Origin of the sequence: Sphingobium sp. R-21 (assembly GCF_049913335.1) — a bacterium.
GTDB lineage: Bacteria > Pseudomonadota > Alphaproteobacteria > Sphingomonadales > Sphingomonadaceae > Sphingobium.
Window position 1 is genome coordinate 1,172,101 of record NZ_CP184374.1, and the last position, 23,786, is coordinate 1,195,886.

The 23,786-nt window shown below is 62.1% G+C and carries 13 protein-coding genes; 9 read left to right on the plus strand and 4 right to left on the minus strand.

The window, feature by feature from the left end; all coding sequences use genetic code 11:
* The first annotated feature begins 17 nt into the window (after window positions 1–17).
* Window positions 18–1,247: a glycoside hydrolase family 27 protein gene (locus tag ACN9MX_RS05485; protein WP_426387314.1), complete on the plus strand. Its 1,230-nt coding sequence runs from the start codon at window positions 18–20 to the stop codon at window positions 1,245–1,247.
* A 40-nt stretch (window positions 1,248–1,287) separates the two neighbouring features.
* On the opposite strand, the gene ACN9MX_RS05490 is transcribed toward ACN9MX_RS05485, so the two are convergent.
* Window positions 1,288–1,965 carry a polysaccharide deacetylase family protein gene (locus ACN9MX_RS05490; protein ID WP_426387315.1) on the minus strand — a complete coding sequence of 226 codons (678 nt, stop codon included), beginning with the start codon at window positions 1,963–1,965 and terminating at the stop codon, window positions 1,288–1,290.
* Window positions 1,966–2,280: 315 nt separating this feature from the next.
* Between ACN9MX_RS05490 and ACN9MX_RS05495 the strand changes: the two genes are divergently transcribed.
* Both ACN9MX_RS05495 and galA read left to right on the plus strand, forming a co-directional pair.
* Window positions 2,281–3,234 (plus strand): alpha/beta hydrolase, encoded by a 954-nt coding sequence (locus tag ACN9MX_RS05495; RefSeq protein ID WP_426387476.1) that lies wholly within the window; start codon window positions 2,281–2,283, stop codon window positions 3,232–3,234.
* A 53-nt stretch (window positions 3,235–3,287) separates the two neighbouring features.
* On the plus strand, window positions 3,288–6,182 hold the full coding sequence (gene galA / locus ACN9MX_RS05500) for a beta-galactosidase GalA (RefSeq protein WP_426387316.1): 2,895 nt from the start codon (window positions 3,288–3,290) through the stop codon (window positions 6,180–6,182).
* 176 nt (window positions 6,183–6,358) lie between these two features.
* Here the strand turns inward: galA and ACN9MX_RS05505 are convergent, their stop codons facing one another.
* Both ACN9MX_RS05505 and ACN9MX_RS05510 read right to left on the minus strand, forming a co-directional pair.
* Window positions 6,359–7,888, minus strand: coding sequence for an alpha-N-arabinofuranosidase (locus tag ACN9MX_RS05505; protein WP_426387317.1), 1,530 nt, complete (start codon window positions 7,886–7,888; stop codon window positions 6,359–6,361).
* 284 nt (window positions 7,889–8,172) lie between these two features.
* Window positions 8,173–8,913 carry a FadR/GntR family transcriptional regulator gene (locus ACN9MX_RS05510; RefSeq protein WP_426387318.1) on the minus strand — a complete coding sequence of 247 codons (741 nt, stop codon included), beginning with the start codon at window positions 8,911–8,913 and terminating at the stop codon, window positions 8,173–8,175.
* 406 nt (window positions 8,914–9,319) lie between these two features.
* On the opposite strand from ACN9MX_RS05510, the gene ACN9MX_RS05515 reads away from it, so the two are divergent.
* From ACN9MX_RS05515 to ACN9MX_RS05530, 4 genes are all read left to right on the plus strand, one after another.
* On the plus strand, window positions 9,320–11,197 hold the full coding sequence (locus ACN9MX_RS05515) for a glycoside hydrolase family 97 protein (RefSeq protein ID WP_426387319.1): 1,878 nt from the start codon (window positions 9,320–9,322) through the stop codon (window positions 11,195–11,197).
* 205 nt (window positions 11,198–11,402) lie between these two features.
* On the plus strand, window positions 11,403–13,859 hold the full coding sequence (locus tag ACN9MX_RS05520; RefSeq protein WP_426387320.1) for a glycoside hydrolase family 3 N-terminal domain-containing protein: 2,457 nt from the start codon (window positions 11,403–11,405) through the stop codon (window positions 13,857–13,859).
* A 24-nt stretch (window positions 13,860–13,883) separates the two neighbouring features.
* Window positions 13,884–15,530 carry a DUF5597 domain-containing protein gene (locus tag ACN9MX_RS05525; RefSeq protein ID WP_426387321.1) on the plus strand — a complete coding sequence of 549 codons (1,647 nt, stop codon included), beginning with the start codon at window positions 13,884–13,886 and terminating at the stop codon, window positions 15,528–15,530.
* A 20-nt stretch (window positions 15,531–15,550) separates the two neighbouring features.
* A complete protein-coding gene (locus ACN9MX_RS05530; RefSeq protein WP_426387322.1) occupies window positions 15,551–18,409 on the plus strand; it encodes a TIM-barrel domain-containing protein in 2,859 nt (952 codons plus the stop codon).
* Window positions 18,410–18,484: 75 nt separating this feature from the next.
* On the opposite strand, the gene ACN9MX_RS05535 is transcribed toward ACN9MX_RS05530, so the two are convergent.
* Window positions 18,485–20,059: an alpha-L-fucosidase gene (locus tag ACN9MX_RS05535; RefSeq protein WP_426387477.1), complete on the minus strand. Its 1,575-nt coding sequence runs from the start codon at window positions 20,057–20,059 to the stop codon at window positions 18,485–18,487.
* A 260-nt stretch (window positions 20,060–20,319) separates the two neighbouring features.
* On the opposite strand from ACN9MX_RS05535, the gene ACN9MX_RS05540 reads away from it, so the two are divergent.
* Both ACN9MX_RS05540 and ACN9MX_RS05545 read left to right on the plus strand, forming a co-directional pair.
* Complete coding sequence (locus tag ACN9MX_RS05540) at window positions 20,320–22,224, plus strand: sialate O-acetylesterase (RefSeq protein WP_426387323.1); 1,905 nt, start codon at window positions 20,320–20,322, stop codon at window positions 22,222–22,224.
* A gap of 30 nt (window positions 22,225–22,254) precedes the next feature.
* Entirely contained in the window at window positions 22,255–23,778 is a 1,524-nt protein-coding gene (locus ACN9MX_RS05545) for a carboxylesterase/lipase family protein (RefSeq protein WP_426387324.1), read from the plus strand.
* Window positions 23,779–23,786 lie beyond the last annotated feature (8 nt).

Sequence of the window (23,786 nt, forward strand, 5' to 3'; positions counted from 1 at the left end):
CAACGGGATGAATGGACATGATCCTCAAGAAGCTGATGGCGACCTTCGGCGGGCTGGCGCTCGCCGCGAGCCCGGCCCTGGCGCAGAAGTTTCCTGATCTGGCCCCTACGCCACCGATGGGATGGAACAGTTGGAACCACCATGGCTGCAACATAGATGAAACCCTGATCCGCAGGACCGCCGACGCCATGGTCGCCAACGGAATGCGCGATGCGGGCTATGTCTATGTGAACATCGACGATTGCTGGCAAGGTGAACGGGACAGGGACGGCTTCATCCAGGCCGATCCTGTGCGTTTCCCCTCCGGCATGAAGGCTCTGGCGGATTATGTCCACGCCCGCGGCCTGAAGTTCGGCCTTTATTCCGACGCGGGAGCGAAGACCTGCGGCGGCCGCCCCGGCAGTCAGGGGCATGAATATCAGGACGCTCTGCAATATGCCCGCTGGGGGGTCGATTATCTGAAATATGACTGGTGCAACACCGGCACCGGTCCTGATCAGCGCAACCCGCGCGAGGCCTATGCCACGATGCGCGATGCCCTGTACCGCGCCGGTCGCCCGGTGGTTTTCTCGATCTGCGAATGGGGCGACAACAAGCCGTGGGAATGGGCGCAGAATGTCGGCCACCTTTGGCGCACCACCGGCGACATCACCAATTGCTGGTCGTGCCAGGTCAGTCATGGCAGTTGGAGCAGCCTTGGCGTGCTCGAGATTCTCGACAAGCAGGCGGCACTGCGCAAGGCCGCTGGCCCCGGACACTGGAACGACCCCGACATGATGGAGGTCGGCAATCTTCCCAGCCTGTCGGAAAACCGATCGCATTTCACGCTGTGGGCGATGCTGGCGGCCCCCCTGATCGCGGGAACCGATATTGTCGGGATGAAGCCCGAGATCGCCAAGATCCTGACCAATCCGCGCATCGTCGCCATCGATCAGGACGCACTGGGCATTCAGGGCTTCCCCTGGTTCAAGACGCCGGAAGTCGAAATCTGGGCCCGCCCGCTTTCGGGCGATCGTTGGGCGGTGGCCATTCTCAATCGCACGTCCACGGCGCGTAGCCATGCCATCGACTGGAAGGCGGAACCATTGGCCGACGACCATTCGCAGCGTTCGGCCAATCTTGGTGGACGGACGATGCGGATCGTCGATGCCTGGACCGGCGCGGTGCGCGGCGACACTGCGGCTGAACTGAAAGTCACATTGGCGCCGCGCGACACTGCGATATTCATTCTCGAACCGTCCAGCTAGCTCCAAGGACGGCGCTGGACAGGATCTTGCCTATTCTTCCTCAGCGGGCGGCATATTCCATGACCGTCATGAGCGGCGCGACCCATATGGTTTTCGAATTTGCCTTCAGATAGGCGAGGAGCTGCGCATGCGCTTCGGCGTTCACCTTGAGATAATCGCCGCCCACACCGTGAAATCCGATTATCAGCAGCCCCCCTGTGCGCTCGGCCTGGTGGACCGCGGCGATCATGTCGGTGCCGCTGGCCTTTTCATCGAACCAGATGCACGGCAGGTCCATCGGGTCCAGTTCCCTTTTGTCCGACGACCCAGCGCTGCGGGTATAGCGGACGAGGCCGCTGGCACGAAGCGCGGGAAGATAGTCCACGCCCCCCGCCAGATGTTGTCCGCAGGGCGTTGCCAGGCCGTGCCGGAGCTTTCCGTCGATCGCCGTCAGCATGCTGTTCATCGTGCGGATTTCGGCGATCATCATTTCCACGTCATAGGAGTCGCTGGTGTCGAGCCTGCGCGCGGGGGGATAGCTGGCCTGCGGACAGGCATGGCGAACCGTATGGTTGCCAAGCTCGTGCCCTTCGGCAGCGGCAGCCCGCCATCGTTCGACCTGCTCCGGACGGATCTGGCTGCCGATCAGAAAGAATGTGCCCTTCAGAGCCACCGCATCCAGCGCGGGCAAGGCGATTTCAAGTTGCGAGGCAAGCGAGTCGTCGTAGGTCAGGACCACGGCGGTCTTCCTGCCGCCGGGCCAGGGGCCGGCGTCAACCTGCGCCTGAGCCTGCGCAGCGAAAAGGCACGCGCCTGCCAGAAACGACCCGACCCGCAAAAGAGCCTGTCCTGTCCGCATTGAAATCCTCCCAACAGATCACCTCTCGGCGATAACGAACCTTGTCCGGCCCCAGCGCTGCGGAGCGCGTTGACCGCTACGGCGCTTACCTTATACTCATACAAAATTGAACAGCCAGGGAGGAATTATGACCGACACCATCGCCATGACCAATGCCCGAAAGATCGACGCGTGAAGCTGGGCCGCCGTACATTCATGGGCGCCGGCGCTGCCCTTGCAATGGCCCCGACCCTTGCACAGGCCGCCAAGTCCCGCACGTCCGAAGCGGTGGAACTCTGGCCCGACCTGCCCCCCGGTTACAACCCCGCAATGCCCATCGAGCACCGGATCGACGATCAGGCGCGTAATCCAGCCAAACCCGATCGCTGGATACGCGGCATCGCCCGACCGACCATAGAGATATGGCGTCCATCCCGGCCAAATGGCGCCGCGGTGCTGCTGGTGCCGGGCGGCTCATATGCTTTCCTGTCCTATGACAATGAAGGCGTCAGCCAGGCGGAATGGCTCAACGCCCTGGGCGTTACCGCTTTCATCCTCTCCTACCGCCTTCCGGGCGAAGGCTGGCATGATCGGGGCCTCGTGCCCTTGCAGGATGCGCAGCGCGCCATGCGCATCATCCGCCACAATGCAAGCCGCTTCGGTATTGATCCAGGCCGCGTCGGCGTGCTGGGTTTTTCCGCCGGCGGTCACCTTGCAGGCTCGCTGGCGACCCGGTTCGACGAGGCCATCTATGCCCCCGTCGATGCCGCCGACAGGTTGCCGGCGCGACCAGATGTGGCCGGACTGATCTATCCCGTCATCAGCCTCGATTCCGATTTCACCCACGCCGGCTCGCGCGACAACCTTCTGGGCGCGGGGGCGTCCCCCGCAGCTTTGGCCGCGGCCTCCGTCAACCGGCGCGTGACAGCCGATACGCCGCCCGTTTTCCTGCTCAGCACGATCGACGACGACGCCGTTCCCTCGGCGAACAGCCTGGCCATGTATGACGCGATGCGGGCCGCCAGGCGGCCCGTGACGCTACATGTCTTCGAAGCAGGTGGGCATGGCTTCGGCGTCCGCCTGCCCCCCTCCCAGCCAGCCTCCATCTGGCCCAAGCTGTTCACGGCTTTTGCCGCCAGCCACGGCCTGATCCCAGCATCTTCGACATAACCCTGCCCGGAAAAGGCAGGCCAGCCCACAATCGACAAGGGAACTATCGCCCGATGGAACGTCGTGAATTTCTGGCCTCGATCGGCTGCGTGGCTGCCTCGGCCCCGCTCGCGAAGGTCGGTGCGCGGATCCCCGCCGAGCCGGCCGGTCTCCAACTGCCGATGCCGCCCCCGCGCGCCACGATGTCCCTGCCCCCTGAGCCGGAAGAACCCGGACGCCTGCTGCTGGACCGGGCCTGGCAGTTTCACCAGGGCGATATCCCCTTTCCCGCGATAAAAGGCCATGGCTGGAGCTATGCCAATGCCAAGGCGGGTCAGGCTCAGGGCGCCGCAGCGGTCAATTTCGACGATTCGGACTGGCCGCTTGTCAACCTGCCGCACGACTGGGCCGTCGACATGCCGTTCGACCGCGATGCCAACCCCTCGCAAGGCTATCGCCAGCGCGGCTATGCCTGGTACCGGCGGGCGGTGCGGCTCGACCCGGCGGATCGCGGCAAATATCTTGAACTGCAATTTGGCGCAATCGCGACAAATGCCACGATCTGGATCAACGGATCGGTCGCCGCCCACAATTGGAGCGGGTATAATTCCATCTATATCGACCTGACCCCGACCGCGCGTTTCGGCGATGATCTCAATATCATCGCGATCCGGGTCGACGCGGAAAAGATGGAAGGCTGGTGGTATGAAGGGGCGGGCCTTTACCGCCACGCCTGGCTTGCCACGCGACCGCCGGTCCATATCCGCACCGACGGCGTCCATGCCGATCCCCGGCGCGGCATCGATGGCCGATGGACCGTGCCAGTCACCGCTTCGCTGGCCAGCATTCTCAAGACCGAGGCCATGGCGACGCTCAACGCGGTGCTGAGCGATGCCGAGGGTCGCACCGTCGCCAAGGGCACGGTCGAAGCCAAGGTCCCTCCGCTAGGCAGCGCCGAGGCGAAACTCGAACTGGCGGTCCCCTCCCCTCGCCTCTGGTCCGTCGATGATCCCAATCTCTACACCCTGCGGCTTTCCCTTGCGGGTCCGACGGATGCGGAGGACCAACGCGTGCTGCGGATCGGATTCCGCACCTTCCGTTTCGATGCCGACAAGGGCTTCTTCCTGAATGACCAGCCGCTCAAGATCAAAGGAAGCTGCAATCACCAGGACCATGCCGGGGTCGGGGTCGCGATGCCCGATGCGCTGTGGGAATGGAGGATCCGCAGGCTGAAGGACATGGGTTCCAATGCGATCCGTTGTTCGCACAATGCACCGCCGGTCGAACTGCTCGACGCCTGCGACCGGCTTGGCATGCTAGTCATGAACGAGAACCGCAATTTCAACACCAGCCCAGACTATATCGAACAGTTGCAATGGCTGGTACGGCGCGATCGCAACCGGCCCAGCGTGATCATGTGGTCGGTGTTCAACGAAGAGCCGATGCAGGGCAGCGAGGCCGGATATGAAATGGTCCGCCGGATGGCCAGCGAGGTCAAGGCGCTCGACCCCAGCCGTCCGGTTACCGCGGCCATGAACGCCGGCCTGTTCACACCGCATAATGTCAGCCAGGCGGTCGACGTGGTGGGCTTCAATTACCAGCCCGGCCTGTATGACCGTTTCCATGCGGCGCATCCGGACTTACCGATCACCAGTTCGGAAGACACCAGCGCCTTCATGACGCGCGGCGCCTTCCAGAATGATCCTGACCATCATGTCTTCGCATCCTATGACGATGAGCGTTCCAGCTGGGGCAGTACGCATCGCGAGGCATGGAAGGCGGTCGCGACGAGGCCGTTCGTGGCGGGAGCTTTCGTCTGGACCGGCTTCGATTATCGGGGCGAGCCCACCCCCTATGAATGGCCTTCAGCGTCCTCTTTTTTCGGGATCATGGATCTGTGCGGCTTTCCCAAGACCGCATATTGGCTGCACAGGGCCCAATGGGTCGACGACCGGCCGCTGCTCGACCTTGCCCCCCACTGGAACTGGGCCGGGCGCGAAGGCGAGCCGATCACAGTAATGGCCATGACCAATGTCGAACGCGTCGCCCTTTTCCTCAACGGCCGGCCGCTCGGCGAAAAGGCCGTCGATCGTTTCGAAATGCCGCGCTGGCAGGTTCCCTGGGCGCCAGGCCGCCTTGAAGCGGTGGGCTATCGCGGCGGAAGGCGGGTAGCCCACGCCCTTGTCGAGACCACCGGCGCACCCGTTGCCCTGCGCCTTACGCCGGACCGAACCGTCATGGCGGGCGACGGCGAGGATGTCCAGCCGATCACCGTCGATGCGGTCGATGCCCGCGGCCGCCATGTCCCGACCGCGCAACTTCCCGTCCGATTCACCATCTCGGGCGGCGCCATCATCGGTCTGGGCAATGGTGATCCGAACAGCCATGAGCCCGAAAAGGGCGATAGCCGCAAGTTGTTCAACGGGCTTGCACAAGTCATCGTGCGCGCCGATTCCGGAGCGGGGCCGCTTCGCCTGACTGCCCAGGCGGAGGGCCTCAGAACCGGACAGGTGAGCATCGCGCGCGTCGCAACCACCCCGCGCGCGCAAGTTGCCCCAACCCCTTCGGTGCAGACGCTTGAAGGCTGGCGGCAATCCCCGGCGTCCCCGGACAAGCCGGATCCGATGCGGAAACCGATAGATTCCGACATGAACAGCTGGCTATGGCTCGGCACGGGCCAGATCGAAGCAGCGCAGGGCGAAGGCAACTGGATCTCGCTGCGCGCCACCTTCGTCGCCCGACGCCGCGTACAGGCCAATGGCGGAATATTGCGCTTCGGCGGGATTGTCGGGCGCGCGGAAATCTGGCTGGACGGGCGCAAGGTCGCGGAGAAGCCTGACTTCGCGGAGGCTCCGCTGGCCGTGGCAGTGCCCGCCAGCAGCGAGGAACATGTCGTCACGCTGCTGGTAGAAAGCCGACCGGGCCTGATAGGCGGCCTGTCGCAACCGGCGACAGTTGGCGCGCGATGATGCCGCCTGCGCGGTGGCGGACTTGGAATATTTTCAAGGTGACCGTTTACGGTCAACGGCTTCGAAAATTTGGCACCAGAAGGCCAGAGCATTTCCACTCATAGTGGAAATGCTCTGGCCCGGCGGTCGGCGCTCGTCCCCGCTGGACGAACGCCGACCGCAGTGCATGGGCGAGTTCAGTCGATCGCGACCACCGCAACAGCCTTTGCAGGCAGATCGAAGACAAGTTTGCCGTTCACCATGCGCCCGGAATAGGCGACCGGCTTTACGGTTTCAGGCTTGTCGAAGCTGTTGTGCGAATCCATTGCCGCGCCCTTCAACACCCGGCCCTGCCCCTTGCCGGTGAGATTGGTGGTGACCCGTGCCGACTTGTTCGGATCGAGATTGACCAGCGCCAGCCACATCTTGCCGTTTGCATCCTTCGCCGCGGAAGCGTCGACCATCGGCAGATCGACATTACCCAGCACATAATGGGGGCCGCTTACCGTCGCAGGGAACGGGATCGCTCCCTGGAATGGAAGATAAAGGTCGAACAGATGATAGGTCGGCGTCAGGGTCATCCGGCCCTTGTCCGTCAGGATCATCGCCTGCAACACGTTCACCATCTGGGCGATATTGGCCATCTTCACACGTTCGGTATGACGATGGAAGATGTTGAGCGTCAGCGCCGCCACCTCAGCATCGCGAATCGTGTTCTGCTGGTAGAGGAAGCCCGGCGTCGATCCCGACTCCTGATCGTACCAGGTGCCCCACTCGTCAACCACCAGGGCAACGCGCTTCTTCGGATCATGCTTGTCCATGATGGCTTCGTGCTTCGCAATCATGCCATCCAGAGCCATCGCGTTGCGCAAGGTCACGGCCCATTCCCGTTCGGTGAAGCCGGTCGCCTGACCCTTCTTCGCCCAGTCTCCCGGGATCGTATAATAATGGAGGCCGATCCCATCGAAGATCTTGCCGGCCCGTTCCATCATGACGTCGGTCCAGTTGAAATCATCAGCGCTACCGCCACTCGCCACGCGGAAGGTTCCGGGTGCGTGAAGGCGCGCATAGGAACCGAACTGGCGACTCAGGTCTGCGGCAAATTCGGCACGCATTTCCCCTCCGCAGCCCCAGCTTTCATTGCCGACGCCGATATACTTCACTGTCCAGGGCTTGTCCCGGCCATTGGCGCGGCGCTCCCTGGCAAGAGTGGAGGTTCCGCCGGCGGTCATATATTCCATCCACTGCGCGGTGTCGCGCGGCGTGGCAGAACCCATGTTCGCGGCAACATAGGCATCCGCGCCGATCAATTCGGAAAAGTTCATGAACTCGTGCGTGCCGAACGCATTGCTCTCCGGCACACCGCCCCAGAACTTGTTCATCCGCTCAGGCCGCTGCGCGGTCGGCCCGATGCCGTCGCGCCAGTCATAATCATCCGCAAAGCAACCGCCGGGCCAACGGATCACGGGCACCTTGATCCTGCGCAGGGCGTCAACCACATCCTTGCGGTAACCGTTGATATTGGGAATGCTCGAGTCAGGGCCGACCCAGATGCCTTCATAGATCCCCCGGCCCAGATGCTCTGCAAACTGACCGTAAACCGCGCGCTCGATCTTCGGTCCGGCTTTGGTCGTATCCACCGACACGTTAACCGCCACCTGTGCGCCAACGCCCGAGGCAACCATCAAGGCAGCGGCCCCCATCGTCACGCGATGCAACCACTTCATTCCCATTCTCCCATCTTCCATTTTCTTGCATGGAGGCAGGCTGTGGCCTTCGGGGGAGCAGAGGCCATCGCCGCGACGCTCCGCAGCAGCCATCAACCAGATTATGCAGCCGAGCTGGCTGGAACGAAATCCGGCTTTCCCCCACAGGTTGACAGCGTCACTCGCCCATCATTTGAAGGATTAAGTCAGACAAGTCAATCTGACTGCGATGACGTCGCAAAAGGGCATGGCTTTGCTGCCGGCTGACAGCAAATTTCCAACACCAGTTCCGGCCGCGTGCTGATTTATCGGGTTTGGGTCGCCACCGGCTTGGTATCAAGCAGGGCCAGATGAACCAGATCAGCCATGGCCTTGCGTGCAGCGTCCGGATCACCGGCCTTGACGCATTCGAAAACCCGGCGGTGATCGGGAATGGCATCGCGGCGCAGCGGCGCCACGCGATGCTTGAAAACGGTCGTCCAGGCAACGGCCGCGCTGACTCCGCCAGTAAGCGTCATGATGAACGGATTTCCGGTGGCCTCGAGCAAGGCAGAATGGAAATCCTTGTCCGCCTCACGACCCGCCTCCGTTCCAAGAGTGTGCTTGGCCATGTTGTTGATCGCCGTCTCCATCCGAGCGACCTGTTCGCCGTTCCGCCGTATGGCGGCCAAGGCTGCAGCCTCAGGTTCGACAAAGCGGCGCAGTTCGAAAAGGCTCTCAAGCAGGAAATCGCTCGGTTCGAACTCGAACATCCATTGCAGCACATCGGGGTCCAGCAAGTGCCATTTGTCGTGCGCACAGACCTTGGTTCCGGTCTTCGGGCGGGATTCGACCAGGCCCTTGGCCGACAGGATCCGCAGTGATTCGCGATAGGCCGTCCGCGAAATCTTCAATCGCTCGCTGGCGTCGACTTCGCCCAGCAACAATTCTCCCGGCTTATAGCGGCCCGATACAATAGCGATGCCGATGTCGCGCGCGATCGTACCATGTATGCGTAATCTCTTGCCGTCATTGACGGCATCCTTCCGGGCGGCGATTTTTTTCATTAATTACCTTTCCACCGCACAGAACACAACGTCCACAGAAGCCCTGCTGACCAGCCGGTTACGCGCTTTCACCCAATAATGGAATAACTCTTAGAACATTCGCTATTCTATGCAAGGGATCGACAGAATTCCCCTTCAATCAGACAATTATGATTCGGCTGGTAAAAATGAATTTTTATATGTGCTATAACAGTTAAATATGCGATCCACTGGCCCCATGATTGCGCGGTCGAACGGGTCATGCGGCCAGAATAGCCCGACTGCCTTAAAGGCCGTAAGAAAAATTCACGATTGCCTGAATTTTATGTCTGACATATCCACGGACAGATGGATTGCGATGGAGCCGCTGGTGCGGCGCGCAGCAAATCCATCCCGATAGGAATGAATCGTAAATGGAGATCAGACAGTGCTCGCTCTCGCCCTCGCAGCCACATCGGCGATCGCCATCACCTCGCCCGACAGATCCGTTGAAATGCGTATCGCTACGGACGGCACGACCTATTCGATCACGCGCAACGGCGAAACCATCGCCAACGAGGCCCCGCTCGGCATTGTCCTGGCCGACGCGCCACCATACCGAGCCCTTGAATCGATGAAGGTTCAACGTCGCTCGGTCAATCGCACCTTGCCATTGATTGCGACCAAGGCCAGCCAGGCGACCGATCACTACAATGGTGCGACCATCCGCTTCCAGGAAACCGGCGCAGGCGGACGCGTCCTCGAAATAGAGGCGCGCGCCTATAATGACGGCGTTGCGTTTCGCTATGTCATCCCCACCGGCAGACCGGTCGCCATCGCCGGCGAGCGAACCGGCTATCGCCTGCCCGCCGGTACGCATTGTCTTTTCACCGAAACCAGCGGCTCGCATGAGCGGGAATGGCAAGACATCCCGGTCTCCGCACTCGACCCCAACAAGCTCTATGACCATCTGGCAACCTGCGCCACGCCTTCGGGCCGCAATCATTTCGCCATTCTGCAGTCGGGGATAGAAGGATATACCGGTTCAACCCTGCGCCGTTCCGGAGATAGGCTGCAAGTGGAGTTGACCCCGCGCAAGGACCGTCCTTCGGTTGCCGTTCAGTCAAGCAATGGCGTTGAAACGGCCTGGCGGGTGATGATGCTGGGCGACCGGGCCGGCGACCTCATATCCTCTGAGCTCGTCGGCAACCTGGCGCACCAGCCGAGCGGAGATTTTTCGTGGGTGAAGCCCGGCAAGGCCGCCTGGGACTGGTGGTCAGGCCCAACGCAAAGCGAAAAGCCCACCATGGAACGCTATCGCAAGTTCATCGACTTCGCTGCGGATTCCGGGCTGCCTTATTTCCTGATCGACGCCGGCTGGGCCCTGAATTCCGGCGGCTGCTGCGCCGCCAACAAGGACACCGACATCCTGCGCGCCGAACCCGGGATCGATATACCAGCGCTCGTCAAATATGCCGAGGGCAAGGGCGTCGACCTGCTGCTGTGGGTTCACTGGGAACATCTCGAACCGCGGATGGAAGAGGTGCTCGACCACTACAGGAATTGGGGCATAAAGGGGATCAAGGTCGACTTCATGGACCGGCAGGATCAGCAGATGGTCGAATTCTACACGCGCGCGGCGCGCGAGACCGCCAAGCGCAGACTCCTGCTCGACATGCATGCCGCTTTCCTGCCTGCAGGGATGCAGCGGACCTATCCCAACTATATCACCCAGGAAGGGGTGATGGGTGCGGAGTATGACAAGATTGGCTGGGGCGCCGTCACGCCGGCGCACAATGTCAAGCTGGCCTATACGCGCATGCTCGCGGGTCCCATGGACTACACCCCCGGCGGCTTCCGCAACGGCGGGAAAGCCGCCGGACCCAGCGACGGATCAATGCCGGTAAGCCAGAACAGCCGGGGTCAGGCGCTCGCCATGTATGTGGTCTACGACAGCCCGCTCCAGATGGTGTCCGACGCGCCGGAAGCATACGCCAATGCGAGCGGGTTCGACTTCATCAGGATCGTCCCGACGGCCTGGGACGAGACCCGCTTCATCGACGGCACGCCCGACAGCCACATCGTTCTCGCGCGACGCAAGGGGCGTGATTGGTTCATCGGCGCGATGAACGCCGGCGGTGCACGAAACGTGATCGTCCCGCTCACCCTGCTCGGCACGGGCCGGTTCGAGGCGCAAATCTGGCAGGACGGCGCGACGCCCAACGAAGTGACTTCGAAATCCATCACCGTCGCCAGCGGCGATTCCCTGACCATCACAATGACCGACGGTGGTGGTGCGGCAATTCGGATCCGTCCAATCGACTGATCCCGCCCCAAAGCTTGGGCAGGTGCGCCCGTCCTAGCAGCAACGTCGGGCTATTTCGTTGATGGTGCCTCCGGATCAAGGGTCAAATTGCCGCATTGCGCAACGCGCGAGCAAAATCTTCATCCTGCTTGCGACCCGATCTTGATAGGCGGGCATCTATTTTGTATGACAAATAGAAATGGTTGTTTGGGAGGAATTGTCTGAAATGAGAGTTAGCCACAAGCGGGCCGCAATGTCAGGCCTGACGCTGCCATTTTTGTTGGCGGCGACTAACGCTCTGCCTGCCCAAGCCGAAACACGGGGCGTGGCCGATCCTGCCAAATGGCCGCAGGCCCGCAGCGCGGGCCTGATCGACGACCGGACGGAAGCGAAGATTACCGCACTGCTGGCCAAGCTGTCGCTGGAAGAAAAAGTCGGACAGATGATCCAGGCCGATACGTCGGCGATCCAGCCGGAGGATCTTGTCAAATACCCGCTCGGTTCGATCCTTGCTGGCGGCAGTTCACCACCGATCGGCGCGCCTGACCGTTCTCCTGCCGGGCCGTGGATCGCGACTGTGCACGCCTTCAACCAGATCGCAATGCAGAAGCGTCCGGGTCACGTGCCCATCCCGATCATGTTCGGGATCGACGCGGTGCATGGCAACAACAATGTGGTCGGGGCAACGCTGTTTCCCCACAATATAGCGCTGGGCGCCGCGAACGACCCTGACCTGATCCGTCGCATCGGGGACGCCACTGCAAATGAGATCACGGCGGCCGGGATCGACTGGGCCTTTGCTCCAACGCTGGCGGTCGCGCAGAATGATCGCTGGGGTCGGACCTACGAAAGCTATTCGGAGGATCCTTCTCTCGTCGCCGCCTATGCGGGTCGCATGATCGAGGGACTGCAAGGCAAGCCGGGAACGGGCTCCATCCAGACCGGAAATGTCTCCGCCAGCGCCAAGCATTTTCTGGGCGACGGCGGTACCACCAACGGTATCGACCAGGGCGACACCGATATCCCTGAAGGCCAGCTGATCGCCATTCATGCGGCGGGCTATCCTCCGGCGATCAACGCCGGAACGCACACCATCATGGCGAGCTTCAACAGCTGGCAAGGCGTCAAGATGCACGGCAACAAGTCCCTGCTGACCGATGTTCTCAAGAAACGGATGGGCTTTGACGGTTTCATTGTCGGAGATTGGAACGGACATGCCCAGATTCCCGGCTGTACCGCGACAGACTGCCCGGCCTCCTTCAATGCCGGGCTCGACATGGCAATGGCACCCGACAGCTGGAAGGGGCTGTTCGATAATACCGTGAAGCAGGTGCGCGCAGGGGTGATCCCGATGGCCCGGATCGACGATGCCGTCAGGCGGATCCTGCGCGTCAAGTTCAAGGCCGGACTCTTCAACCCGGCCCGACCGTTCGAACAACGCAGCGATATGATCGGGTCGCCGGAACACCGGGCACTGGCGCGGGAAGCGGTCCGCAAATCGCTCGTTCTCCTGAAGAATGATGGCGTGCTGCCGGTGAAAGCAGCCGCGAATATCCTGGTCGCGGGAAGCGCCGGGAACGACATTGGCCAACAATCCGGGGGCTGGACGCTTTCCTGGCAGGGGGACGGCAACACCAATGCCGATTTCCCCAATGCCCAGTCGATCTTTTCCGGGATCGCGGAAGCCATGAAAGCGAGCGGCGGCAGCGCGACCTTCAGCGCGGACGGAAGCTATGCCACCAGGCCCGACCTGGCGATCGTCGTGTTCGGCGAGAAGCCCTATGCCGAGGGCAGCGGCGATATCCGCTCCCTGGAATTCGAGCCTGGCGACAAGAAAGCCCTCGCGCTGCTCAAGAAGTTGAAGGCTGCCGGTATCCCGGTTGTCTCCGTATTCCTGTCCGGCCGTCCGATGTGGGTCAATCCGGAACTGAACCAGTCCGACGCCTTTGTTGCCGCCTGGCTGCCCGGAAGCGAGGGGGGCGGGATAGCCGATGTGCTGCTCGGCGATGCCGAGGGTCGGCCACGCCAGGACTTTACCGGCCGGCTTTCCTTCAGCTGGCCCAGGACAGCAGCGCAGTTTCTCCTCAACCGGGGCCAACCGGGCTACGACCCGCTGTTCCCCTTCGGATATGGGCTGAGTTACGCGAAGCCGGGCAAGGTGGGATCGCTCGACGAGGTTCCCGGAATCGATGGCACCCCGATCAACAAGAGCCGCTATTATATCGATGGGCACGTCCAAAAGCCATTTACGCTGCAGATCGATCCCGCGATCACCCGCACAGCGGTGGATTCGGCGATGCGCCAGGAGGGCGCGATGCAATTGGGCTGGCGATCGGCGGCCAATGGGAAGGCGACGATCGACGGCGAGGATATCGACCTTGGCTTTGAAACCAATGCCGAAATGATGTTGCAGATGGTCTACCGGGTCGATCGCCCCGCAAGCGGCCCGGTCACGCTTACAATGGGTTGGGGCACGATCAATGCAACCGACTTGTTCCGCACGGCCGGGGGATGGAAAACGGTGCGCATCCCGCTCAAATGCTTCGCCCAGCGCGGCGGCGGCGACATGGCGCATGTCCACCCCGCATGGAGCCTGTCCGCGACCGGCCCGCTGACCGTATCGATCGCCAATGTGGAATTGACGACACAGGCGCCCGGCGGCTTCTGCCCGCCGCAAAACTGACGACGCCTGGAAAGGGAAAATGTCATGCAAAGCGTGAAGAAATGCCTTGCGCTGCTGCTTGCGCTGCTCGCGGCGCCGGTCGCGGCCCAGACAGAGCATCCGATCCCGCGCCTGGAAAGCAGGGGCGGCAATCATGCGCTCATTGTGGACGGCAAGCCATTCCTGATGCTGGGAGCACAGGTCAACAATTCGGCCAACTACCCCGACATGCTTCCCGAGGTCTGGCCTGCGATCCGAAAGATGCACGCCAATACGGTCGAAGTCCCGGTCGGATGGGAACAGATCGAACCTGTGGAGGGGAAATTCGACTTCTCCTTTCTCGACGCCCTCCTGCCCCAGGCCAGGGCAAACAATGTTCGGCTCGTCCTGCTGTGGTTCGGAACCTGGAAGAACACCGCGCCGGCTTACGCGCCGGCCTGGGTCAAGCTCGACCAGAAGCGCTTCCCGCACATGATCAATGCCAAAGGCGAGGTCCATTACGCCCTCTCGCCGCACTATCGATCGACGCTGGAGGCCGACAAGCGGGCCTTCGTGAAGCTGATGGAATATCTCAAGAAGAACGACCCGCAGAACACCGTGATTATGGTTCAGCCGGAAAATGAGGTCGGTTCCTATGGATCGGTCCGCGATTTTTCCCCGGTCGCGCAAAAGCTTTTCGAGGGGCAGGTGCCCGCCCCACTACTCAAGCAGATGAAGAAGCAGCCCGGCACATGGCGTCAGGTTTTCGGCGGCGACGCCGACGAATTCTTCCACGCCTGGTCGATCGCCAGCTACATCGACGAGATCGCCGCTGCCGGCAAGGCCGTGAAGCCCCTGCCGATGTACGTGAACGCGGCGCTGGCCGGCGCCTTCGGCCGCCAGCCTGCGACCACCTATTCGAGCGGAGGCCCGGTGCACTTTGTCATCGACGTGTACAAGGCCGCCGCTCCGGCGATCGATATCGTGGCGCCGGATATCTACACTCGCGACCACGCGGCCTACATGGCGTATCTCGACTATTACGACCGGCCTGACAACGCGCTGATCGTCCCGGAAACCGGGAACGACCGGGATTTTGCGAGGTTTTTCTTCCCGGTCGTCGGCCGCGGTTCGATTGGCTTCGCCCCGTTCGGCATGGACTACACAGGCTATTATAATTATCCGCTCGGCGCCAAGGATCTCGACGACGCGACGATGGAATTATTCGCCCGTAACTATCGGCTGTTCGCGCCGATGCAGCGGGAATGGGCCGCCTGGGCAGCGCAGGGCAAGACCTGGGGCGTGGCTGAACCGACCGACCCGAAAGCCGAGCACAGCCAGAAGGTCGACATGGGCAAGTACAACATGACCGTTACCTTCGGTCAGTGGCAGTTCGGCACGGACAAGCCCACCGGCAATGCCGAGCCGGTCGGCGGTCTCGCAGTTGCCCAGATCGCCGAAAACGAGTTCCTCGTCACCGGCTTCAAGGCGCGCGTCTATTTCGGCCTTTCCAAACCGGCGCCGTTTGAATCGATGATGATGCTGCGCGTCGAAGAAGGTCGTTACGACAACGGCAAATGGATTTTCCGTCGCGTCTGGAACGGCGATTCGATCGATTACGGCCTCAACTTCACCGATCGCGAGCAGGTGCTGCGCATCACGTTCGCTGCCGTCAAAGGCACGCCGCCGATACCCGTCGGCAATCCCAACTGATCAGCCGGAGCAATACAGCCATGTCCCTTTCCCGTATCGCGCTGTTTGCGCTGCTCGCCACCGCGAGCACCTCGGCCATCGCCGGCAGCTATCAACCCATCGACAACGGCGTTGTGGTCACTCCTGACGCCGGTGCCGCCAAGCGGGTCCGCGTGATCGCCTATGGCGATGACAGCTTCCGCGTCACTGCGGTACCCACCGGCGATTTCAACGAGGTCCCCGAAAGCCTCATGGTCAATGCCAAACCAGCGGGAAAGCCGGTGGTCACCCAGTCCAAAGGCAGCGTCACGCTGAAGCTGCCCGGCGCGAGCGCGGTGATCAATCTGGCCAGTGGACAGGTCAGCTTTCTGGATCGCGCGGGCAAAGCTGTCCTGACGGAATCGGGGCGTAGTGCGTTTCGCCCGCGTGACGTGGAAGGCAAGCGCTGGTTCACCGTGTCCCAGCAGTTCAATCCCGGCACCGACGAGGGCTTTTATGGCCTGGGCCAGCACCAGAACGGCCAGATGAACTATAATGGCGAGGACGTGGAACTCGCCCAGCACAATATGGCGATAGCCGTGCCTTATGTCGTTTCGACGCGGGGATACGGCCTGCTGTGGGACAATGACGGCATCACCCGCTTCGGCAATCCACGCCCCTATGAATTCGTCGGCAAGGATCTGAAGGTCACGAGCGACGGCAAGCCGGGCTGGAAGGCCGAATATTTCCTGGGCAAGTCGCGCGCCGCGCTGCGTCAGGAAGATGTCATCGACTATCAATATATCGAGGACCAGGCGAAATGGCCGACGGCGGCAAAGGCCACGACCAAGGCGTCAGCCGACAGCGGGCAGAACACCGCAGGCGTCGTGACCCAGGAACAGCAGGTGGTCTGGACGGGCGACGTGACGGCGGACACGACCGGCGAGCACCGATTCCAGATATATGGATCAAGCTATTTCAAGGTCTATGCCGACGGCAAGCTGATCATGGATCACTGGCGTCAGAACTGGAACCCCTGGTATCATAATTTCAAACTGCCGATGACTGCCGGAAAGCCGATCAAGATCCGCATCGAATGGACCCCCAACGCCGGATATATGGCGTTCCTGCACAACAATCCCCTGCCCCAGAAGGACCGGCATTCGCTGTGGATGACATCGGATACTGGAAAGGCGGTGAACTATTATTTCGTTGGTGGCGGCACGATCGACAAGTCCATTGCAGGCTACCGGAAGCTGACCGGCAAGGCGACGCTGCTGCCCCAATGGGCCTATGGCTTCTGGCAAAGCCGGCAGCGTTACGAAACCCAGGACGAACTGCTTGGCGTGCTGCGTGAATATCGCAAACGCGAGATCCCGATCGACAATATCGTGCAGGACTGGTTCTACTGGCCGCAGGACCAATGGGGCAGTCACAGGTTCGATCCCAAGCGATTCCCCGATCCCAAGGGCATGGTCGATGAAATTCACGCGCTCGATGCGCGGGTCATGATTTCAGTCTGGCCCAAATTCTATCCCAACACCGAAAATGCCAAGGAGCTGGACAGGAACGGCTGGCTCTATCATGGCAATCTTGAAATGAAGAATCTCGACTGGGTCGGGCCGGGATATCTCAACACCGACTACGATGCCTATTCGCCCGGCGCGCGCAAGATGTACTTCGACCAGATCAAACGCGAGCTTGTATCGAAGGGCTTCGACGCCTGGTGGCTCGACGCGACCGAACCGGATATCCACTCCAACCTGTCGATCGAGCAGCGCATCAAGACCATGGGGCCGACGGCGATCGGCGCTGCGGAACCGCTGTTCAACAGCTATCCGCTTGTCCATGTCGACGGCGTTGCCGAGGGGCTGCGCGAGGCACGGCCGGACGTTCGCCCCTTCATCCTGACCCGTTCGGGTTTTGGTGGCCTGCAACGCGCCAGCGCGGCGATCTGGTCGGGCGATGTGGCCGCCCGATGGGACAATCTGCGCGAGCAGATTTCGGCTGGCGTTAACGTCTCGATGTCCGGCCTGCCCAACTGGACGCATGATATTGGCGGCTTTGCGGTTGAAGACCGCTATACCAACCAGGACCCCGCGCATCTGGCGGAATGGCGCGAACTCAACCTGCGTTGGTTCCAGTTCGGCGCCTTCTCGCCACTGTTCCGCAGCCACGGGGAAACGCCGTTCCGGGAAATCTACCTGATCTCGGACAAGGATCCGGCGATGCAGGAATCGATGATCTGGTACGACAAGCTGCGCTACCGGCTGCTGCCCTACATCTACACCACCGCAGCCGATACCTGGTTCAAGGATGGATCGATCATGCGCGGTCTGGTCCAGGATTTCGGGTCTGACCGCAAGGTCTGGAACATCGACGATCAATATATGTTCGGCCCGGCATTCCTCGTCGCTCCGGTCACCGATTTCAAGGCGCGTAGCCGCAAGGTCTACTTGCCCGCCGGTTCGGGCTGGTACGACTTCAATAGCGGTGCCTTCCATACCGGCGGGCAAGAGATCGACGCCGCTGCGCCCTATGAGCGCATGCCTTTGTTCGTTCGTGCCGGATCCATCGTGCCGACCGGGCCGGCGATCCAACACACGGGCGAAGAGCCGGATGGCCCCATCGTGCTGCACGTCTTTACAGGTGCGGACGGGAGCTATTCGCTCTACGAAGACGATGGCACCAGCGAAGGCTACCGCAAGGGCGCTTTCTCGCGTGTCGCGATCCAGTGGAACGACGCCGCGCACAGCTTGACCATCGGCAAGCGCGAAGGCGAATTCTCCGGCATGCCGGGGAAGCGCGCAATCTCGGTTCGCTTCTACGACAAGGCGACGCGGCAGCCGATCGACTTCGCGGAGAACGGCAAATATTCAATCGTCTACGACGGCAATCCGATCACCATCACCATGCGGTAAGGCGACCGGACACATCCCCGTCGACATGCAAAAGGCCGGCCCTGATCCTGTCAGGGCCGGCCTTTTTCATTGCGGTCAGGATGCAGAGAGCAGCCCCGCCCCTTGCAGCTTCACCACCGGCGCCATCTGCCCCCGCGCTGGCTTGGGGAAGTTGATCTCCAGCGCATCGTCGTTCTGCTTCCACGCCAGCTTTCCGCCGCCCACCAGTTCGGCCTTCGCTATGGTCGCACCACCCAGCGCGCGCCTGCCAAGGGACTCGATCCGCGCCGTGCCGGTCGGCCACAGCAGCATGATGGCATAAAGCGCGCCCTTGTTGGTGGTGAAGCGCACGTCCCGCTCGGTGAAGTCGCTCGCGCTGCCTTCATCCATCCGTCCGCCGGGTACGCTGGTCGGCCCTTCGCCGAAGCTGCGCCAGGGACGGCTGCCGAAGATCGCCGCATCGCCATTGACCTTCAGCCAGGCGGCAATGCCGTCGAGGATCTTCTCCTCCTCGCTGTCGATCGTTCCGTCACCGCGCACAGGCACAGACAGCAGCAGGTTGCCGTTCTTCGACACGATGTCGCTCAGGCGTTGGATGACCTTTTGCGCCGGTACGTAGCTCTTATGGTCGAACCGTCCGCGGTTGTAATGCCAGTCACCGATGCAGGTGCAGGTCTGCCAGGGCTGCTCGCGCATGACCGGAGAGAAGCCGCGTTCGACATCGTTCATCAGGCCGCCCTGCATATAGTCGGTCAGAATCTTCGACGTCAGCACTACGTTCGGGCTGCCGTGCCATTCGATCGCACGATTATAGTAATGAGCCACGGCTTCCAGGCCCACTGAACCGAAAGGTATCCGCGTGTTGTCGAAATAGACCATGTCGGGCTTGTACCGGTCGACCAGTTCGTTCTGGCGCAGCAACCAGTTGCGGACGAAGGCGGGGTTCTTTGCCGCCGCCTGTTCCAGCCAGCGCCCGTCATGGACGTCGTGCCAGGATTCCATCGCCTTGTTGCTGGCAATGCCGTCCGGAGCGACAAAAGCTGGCCCGACATAAAGCTCCTGCGGGTCGAGCCCTTCCCACCACTTGCCCTGGCCGTCCTCCTTGCGCAGGCGGAAAGCATCATAGCGCTGTCCCGCGCGCGGGCCTTCGGGATCATAGCCATAGGCGGGCTGATACCAGTGCCAGGCATGGGCGATATGATTGCTGACACCAAAGGGCAGACCTTCGGCGCGGGCCGCCTTTTCCCACCCGGCTACAATATCCCGCTTCGGCCCCACGCGCGTCGCGTTCCACGAGTGATGACTGCTGTCGTAAAGGTCGAAATTGTCGTGGTGGCCGGCCATCGCCATGAAGTATCTGGCGCCCACCTGCTTGTAGCGCTTCAGAAGAGCGGCCGGATCCCAGGCCTCCGCCTTCCAGCGATTGATGATCTCCATGAACCCCGTGTCGGCAGGATGGCCGTAATTGGAGAGGTGATGCTGGTAGGTGCCGCTGCCAGGAAGATACATCAACCGGCCGTACCAGTCGCCCGCCTCCGGCTGGCATTGCGGTCCCCAATGAGCCCATATGCCGAACTTGGCATCACGGAACCATTGCGGGGTTTCCCAGCCCTCGACCAGCGACGTCCAGTTCGGCTGGAAGGTTGCCGCCGGGGCCGAAGCCGACATCATAGCGCCAAGGCCGAGGCCTCCGGCAAGCAGGTTGCGCCGTTCAAGACTGAACAAGTCATCTCCTCCCTCGAATCTCTATTGTCTGATTTATTATCCTTCGTTAGCCATGACATCAACCGAGAGGAAGGGGCATCGATCCGGAAAATGCATGGGGCGATCCAGCTGTCAGGGCGTGCTGCCATGTCGCGGCGGCGGAGGACGGCCAGACGAGAGAGCCGTTCTGCCTTCCGGAATCTCCGCCCGAACTTGAAAGGCCCGAAATGAAGCTGATCCCTGCCCTGTTCCTGCTGTCTGCATCTGCAATGCCTGCAATCGCATCCGCACAGACGTTGGAACTCGATACGCCCCTTTCCTCCCACGCGGTCATTCAGCGCGATCGTCCGATCCCTATCAGCGGCCAGGCCGCGCCTGGCAGCAAGGTGACGGTTGCGATCGGAGCCGAAAACTATTCGGCCAATGCCGATCCGCAAGGGCGTTGGCGCATCACCCTTCCACCGCGCGGGGCTGGTGGTCCCTATGCCGTCACACTGCGCAGCGGCACCGAGGTCATCAGCCTGGACGACATCATGGTCGGTGATGTCTGGCTCTGTTCGGGCCAGTCGAACATGGAATTCACGCTGCGCCACGTGACCAATTCGGACGCCGAAGTGGCCAGCGCAGGCAACACGATGCTACGCCTGCTGAACGTTCCGCGGCAATCCAGCCCGCGGCCGCAGGACCGGTTTGCCGCCCCCACCCCCTGGCAGGTCTCAACACCCGCCTCGGCTGCCGATTTCTCGGCCGCCTGCTTCATCATGGGGCGCGAATTGCAGCTTCACCAGCAAATACCGATCGGCCTTGTCGCCGCCAGTTGGGGCGGATCGCCGATCGAGGAGTGGATCAGCCGTGAGGCCTTGCAAACGATCCCTCGCTACACCGGCGAACTTGCGCTGCTCGATACCTACGCCCGCGATCCGCAGGCGGCATCAGCACAGTGGACCAGCATGACCCGCAATGCGCTGGGCGAAAGGGAGACCGCGCCCGCCGACGCGAAATGGCAGGATGTGCCGGGCCTGCGCTTGTGGGAAAGCTGGGGGGTGCCGTCGCTCGCGAACTTCGACGGGATTGGCTATTATCGCGCCACGATCACCCTGACCGCGGCGCAGGCGAAGCAAGGCGCGAAACTTTCGCTCGGCGCCATAGACGACGCGGATTTCACGCGGGTCAACGGCAAAAGCGTGGGAGTGGAGCGCGGATGGACGACCCTGCGCAACTACCCCGTTCCGCGCGGCACGCTCAAGCCGGGCAAAAATCTGATCGACATTACGGTGGTCGACAGCGGCGGCGGCGGCGGTCTGTGGGGCGATGGTCCACGCAATCTCACTCTGGCGGATGGAACCAGCATCCCGCTGGAAAAATGGAGTTTTGCAGCCGGCGCTCCGATAAACCAGATTGGCGCGCTTCCCTCTGCGCCGTGGACGGGCGGCGCCGGACGAACCACGCTGTTCAACGGCATGATCGCCCCGCTCCACAACTACCCGGTCAAGGGCTTCGCATGGTATCAGGGGGAGGCCAATGCCGGCGATGCCAAGGGCTATGCCAAGCTCATGCCGCTGATGATTGCCGATTGGCGCAAGCGATTTGGCGCGACGCCCTTCATCATGGTTCAACTCGCCAATTGGGGGCCGCTGGTTTCCACCCCAACGGACGACCCATGGGGCCAATTGCGCGACGTTCAGCGTCAGGTTGCCGACGCCGATCCCCAGGTCGGCATGGCCAGCGCGGTCGATATCGGCCAGGTCGCGGATATCCACCCGACCAACAAGCAGGACGTCGGGCGCAGGCTTGCCTTGGCTGCACGCCATCTGGCGCTTGGCGAAGCGGTCGAGGATCGGGGGCCTTCGCCGACAGGCATATCGCGCACCGCCAAGGGCATCGAGGTGCGCTTTGGCCATGGACCTCTGGTCGCCATGGCCGGAGCCGGCGCGATCGGTTTCGAACTGTGTAATGCCGCCGTGCAGTGCCGCTTCGTCCACGGCGAGGTTGCGGGCGACACGGTGACCCTGCCCGCCGACCCGGAGGCGGTCGAGGTGCGCTACCTCTGGCAGGCCAGTCCTATCGTCAACCTCTATAACCCCGCAGGTCTCCCGGCCTCGGGTTTCTCGCTGAAGATCGACCAGAAATAGTCCGGAACGCCAGATCAGGGGAGCAGCGCCATGCGCAAATTGAAGGCCCTGCTGGTGGCGGAACTGCTTGTGCCGGCCTGGCCCGGCTCCGCTCTCGCGCAAACCGCAACCCCGCCGCTTGAGGTCAGCGGCGGGGCCATTGTCGGAACGCGGCAGGCGGGTGTTGACGAATATCTGGGCGTGCCCTTCGCCGCGCCTCCCTTGGACGATTTGCGCTGGCGAAGGCCCCAACCGGTCGTGCCATGGACAGGCCAGCGTGAGACGCGCGCCTTTTCACCCGCCTGTGCACAGACCGTGACCTGGGTTTCCAACCCCAAGAGCGAAGACTGCCTTTACCTGAACGTCTGGGCGCCGCGTGAGGCGAAAGACCTGCCTGTCATCGTGTGGATCCACGGTGGCGCCATGAAAGGCGGCACACCCACCCAGCCCAACCAGCATGGCGCCAATCTGGCAAAGCGCGGTGCCATCGTGGTCAGCCTGAATTATCGGGTCGGCGTTTTCGGTTTCTTTGCCCACCCTGAGCTCAGGCGCGAATCGCCAGATAATGTCTCGGGCAATCAGGGCATCCACGATCAGATCGCCGCCTTGCGCTGGGTGAAGGACAATATCGCTGCCTTTGGCGGCGATCCGGGCCGGGTGACGATCATGGGCAGTTCGTCCGGCGGAGAATCGGTCGCCGTGCTGGTCGCTTCGCCGCTTGCCAAAGGCCTGTTCCACAGGGCCATCGCCCAAAGCGGGAACGATGCACTGCCGATCAACCCGGAGGACAGTCATCGCTTTACCGACAATCGTACCGCCGAAGCAAATGGCGAGGTGTTCGCCAGGACGGCTGGGGCCACCAATCTGACAGCCTTGCGCGCGATGAGCGTGGAACAGTTGCAACAGCACATCTGGCAACCGAACGTCCACATTGACGGGCACCTGCTCCGTTCCGACATGACCACGACCTACCGCGACGGTGTGCAGAACGACGTGCCGCTCCTGGTCGGTTGGAATGCGGAAGAAAGCAAAGACCTGACCGGCGGAACCACTTTCGACGCCAGGAATAGCGCCGGGTTGATGGGCGAGCTTTTGCCCCAGTCCCCTTCACCCGCGATGCTGGCCGCCTACCCCGCCACGACCGATGCGCAGGCGCGGGAATCGATGGTCCGGTTCGTCAATGACTGGTGGGGTTGGCGGATGGTGCACTGGGCGCGGTTGCAGGCCCGGTACGGACGCTCCGCACCCTATGTCTACTATTTCGCGCACCAGCCAACCAAAGCGGCTGGCCCATGCTATTATGCTTGCGGTGCGGGGCACGGCACCGAAATCCAGTATCTGTTCGACAACCTCTCGGTCGATCCGCGCGCGTGGAGCGAGAAGGATCGAAAACTTGCGGACCAGCTCGCCGAAACCGTCATTGCCTTTGCCAGCACCGGCAAGCCGGGCCGCAAGGGACTCCCTAAATGGCCTGCGTTCGATGGCTCGAACGCATCGATCCATGCGATTGGCGATGCGCCGGAACTGAAGGCGCATCCCCTGCCAGACTTTTCTCTGTTTGCCCCTTTGCCTTAAGCCAGGGC

What these genes read in the sequence shown, in the direction of transcription:
- ACN9MX_RS05525 (WP_426387321.1), top strand. Translation starts at nt 13,884, where the DNA reads ATGCAAAGCGTGAAGAAATGCCTTGCGCTGCTGCTTGCGCTGCTCGCG.
- ACN9MX_RS05495 (WP_426387476.1), top strand. Translation starts at nt 2,281, where the DNA reads ATGGGCGCCGGCGCTGCCCTTGCAATGGCCCCGACCCTTGCACAGGCC.
- ACN9MX_RS05535 (WP_426387477.1), bottom strand. Translation starts at nt 20,059, where the DNA reads ATGATGTCGGCTTCGGCCCCGGCGGCAACCTTCCAGCCGAACTGGACG.
- ACN9MX_RS05520 (WP_426387320.1), top strand. Translation starts at nt 11,403, where the DNA reads ATGAGAGTTAGCCACAAGCGGGCCGCAATGTCAGGCCTGACGCTGCCA.
- ACN9MX_RS05510 (WP_426387318.1), bottom strand. Translation starts at nt 8,913, where the DNA reads ATGAAAAAAATCGCCGCCCGGAAGGATGCCGTCAATGACGGCAAGAGA.
- ACN9MX_RS05545 (WP_426387324.1), top strand. Translation starts at nt 22,255, where the DNA reads ATGCGCAAATTGAAGGCCCTGCTGGTGGCGGAACTGCTTGTGCCGGCC.
- ACN9MX_RS05530 (WP_426387322.1), top strand. Translation starts at nt 15,551, where the DNA reads ATGTCCCTTTCCCGTATCGCGCTGTTTGCGCTGCTCGCCACCGCGAGC.
- ACN9MX_RS05505 (WP_426387317.1), bottom strand. Translation starts at nt 7,888, where the DNA reads ATGAAGTGGTTGCATCGCGTGACGATGGGGGCCGCTGCCTTGATGGTT.
- ACN9MX_RS05540 (WP_426387323.1), top strand. Translation starts at nt 20,320, where the DNA reads ATGAAGCTGATCCCTGCCCTGTTCCTGCTGTCTGCATCTGCAATGCCT.
- galA (WP_426387316.1), top strand. Translation starts at nt 3,288, where the DNA reads ATGGAACGTCGTGAATTTCTGGCCTCGATCGGCTGCGTGGCTGCCTCG.
- ACN9MX_RS05485 (WP_426387314.1), top strand. Translation starts at nt 18, where the DNA reads ATGATCCTCAAGAAGCTGATGGCGACCTTCGGCGGGCTGGCGCTCGCC.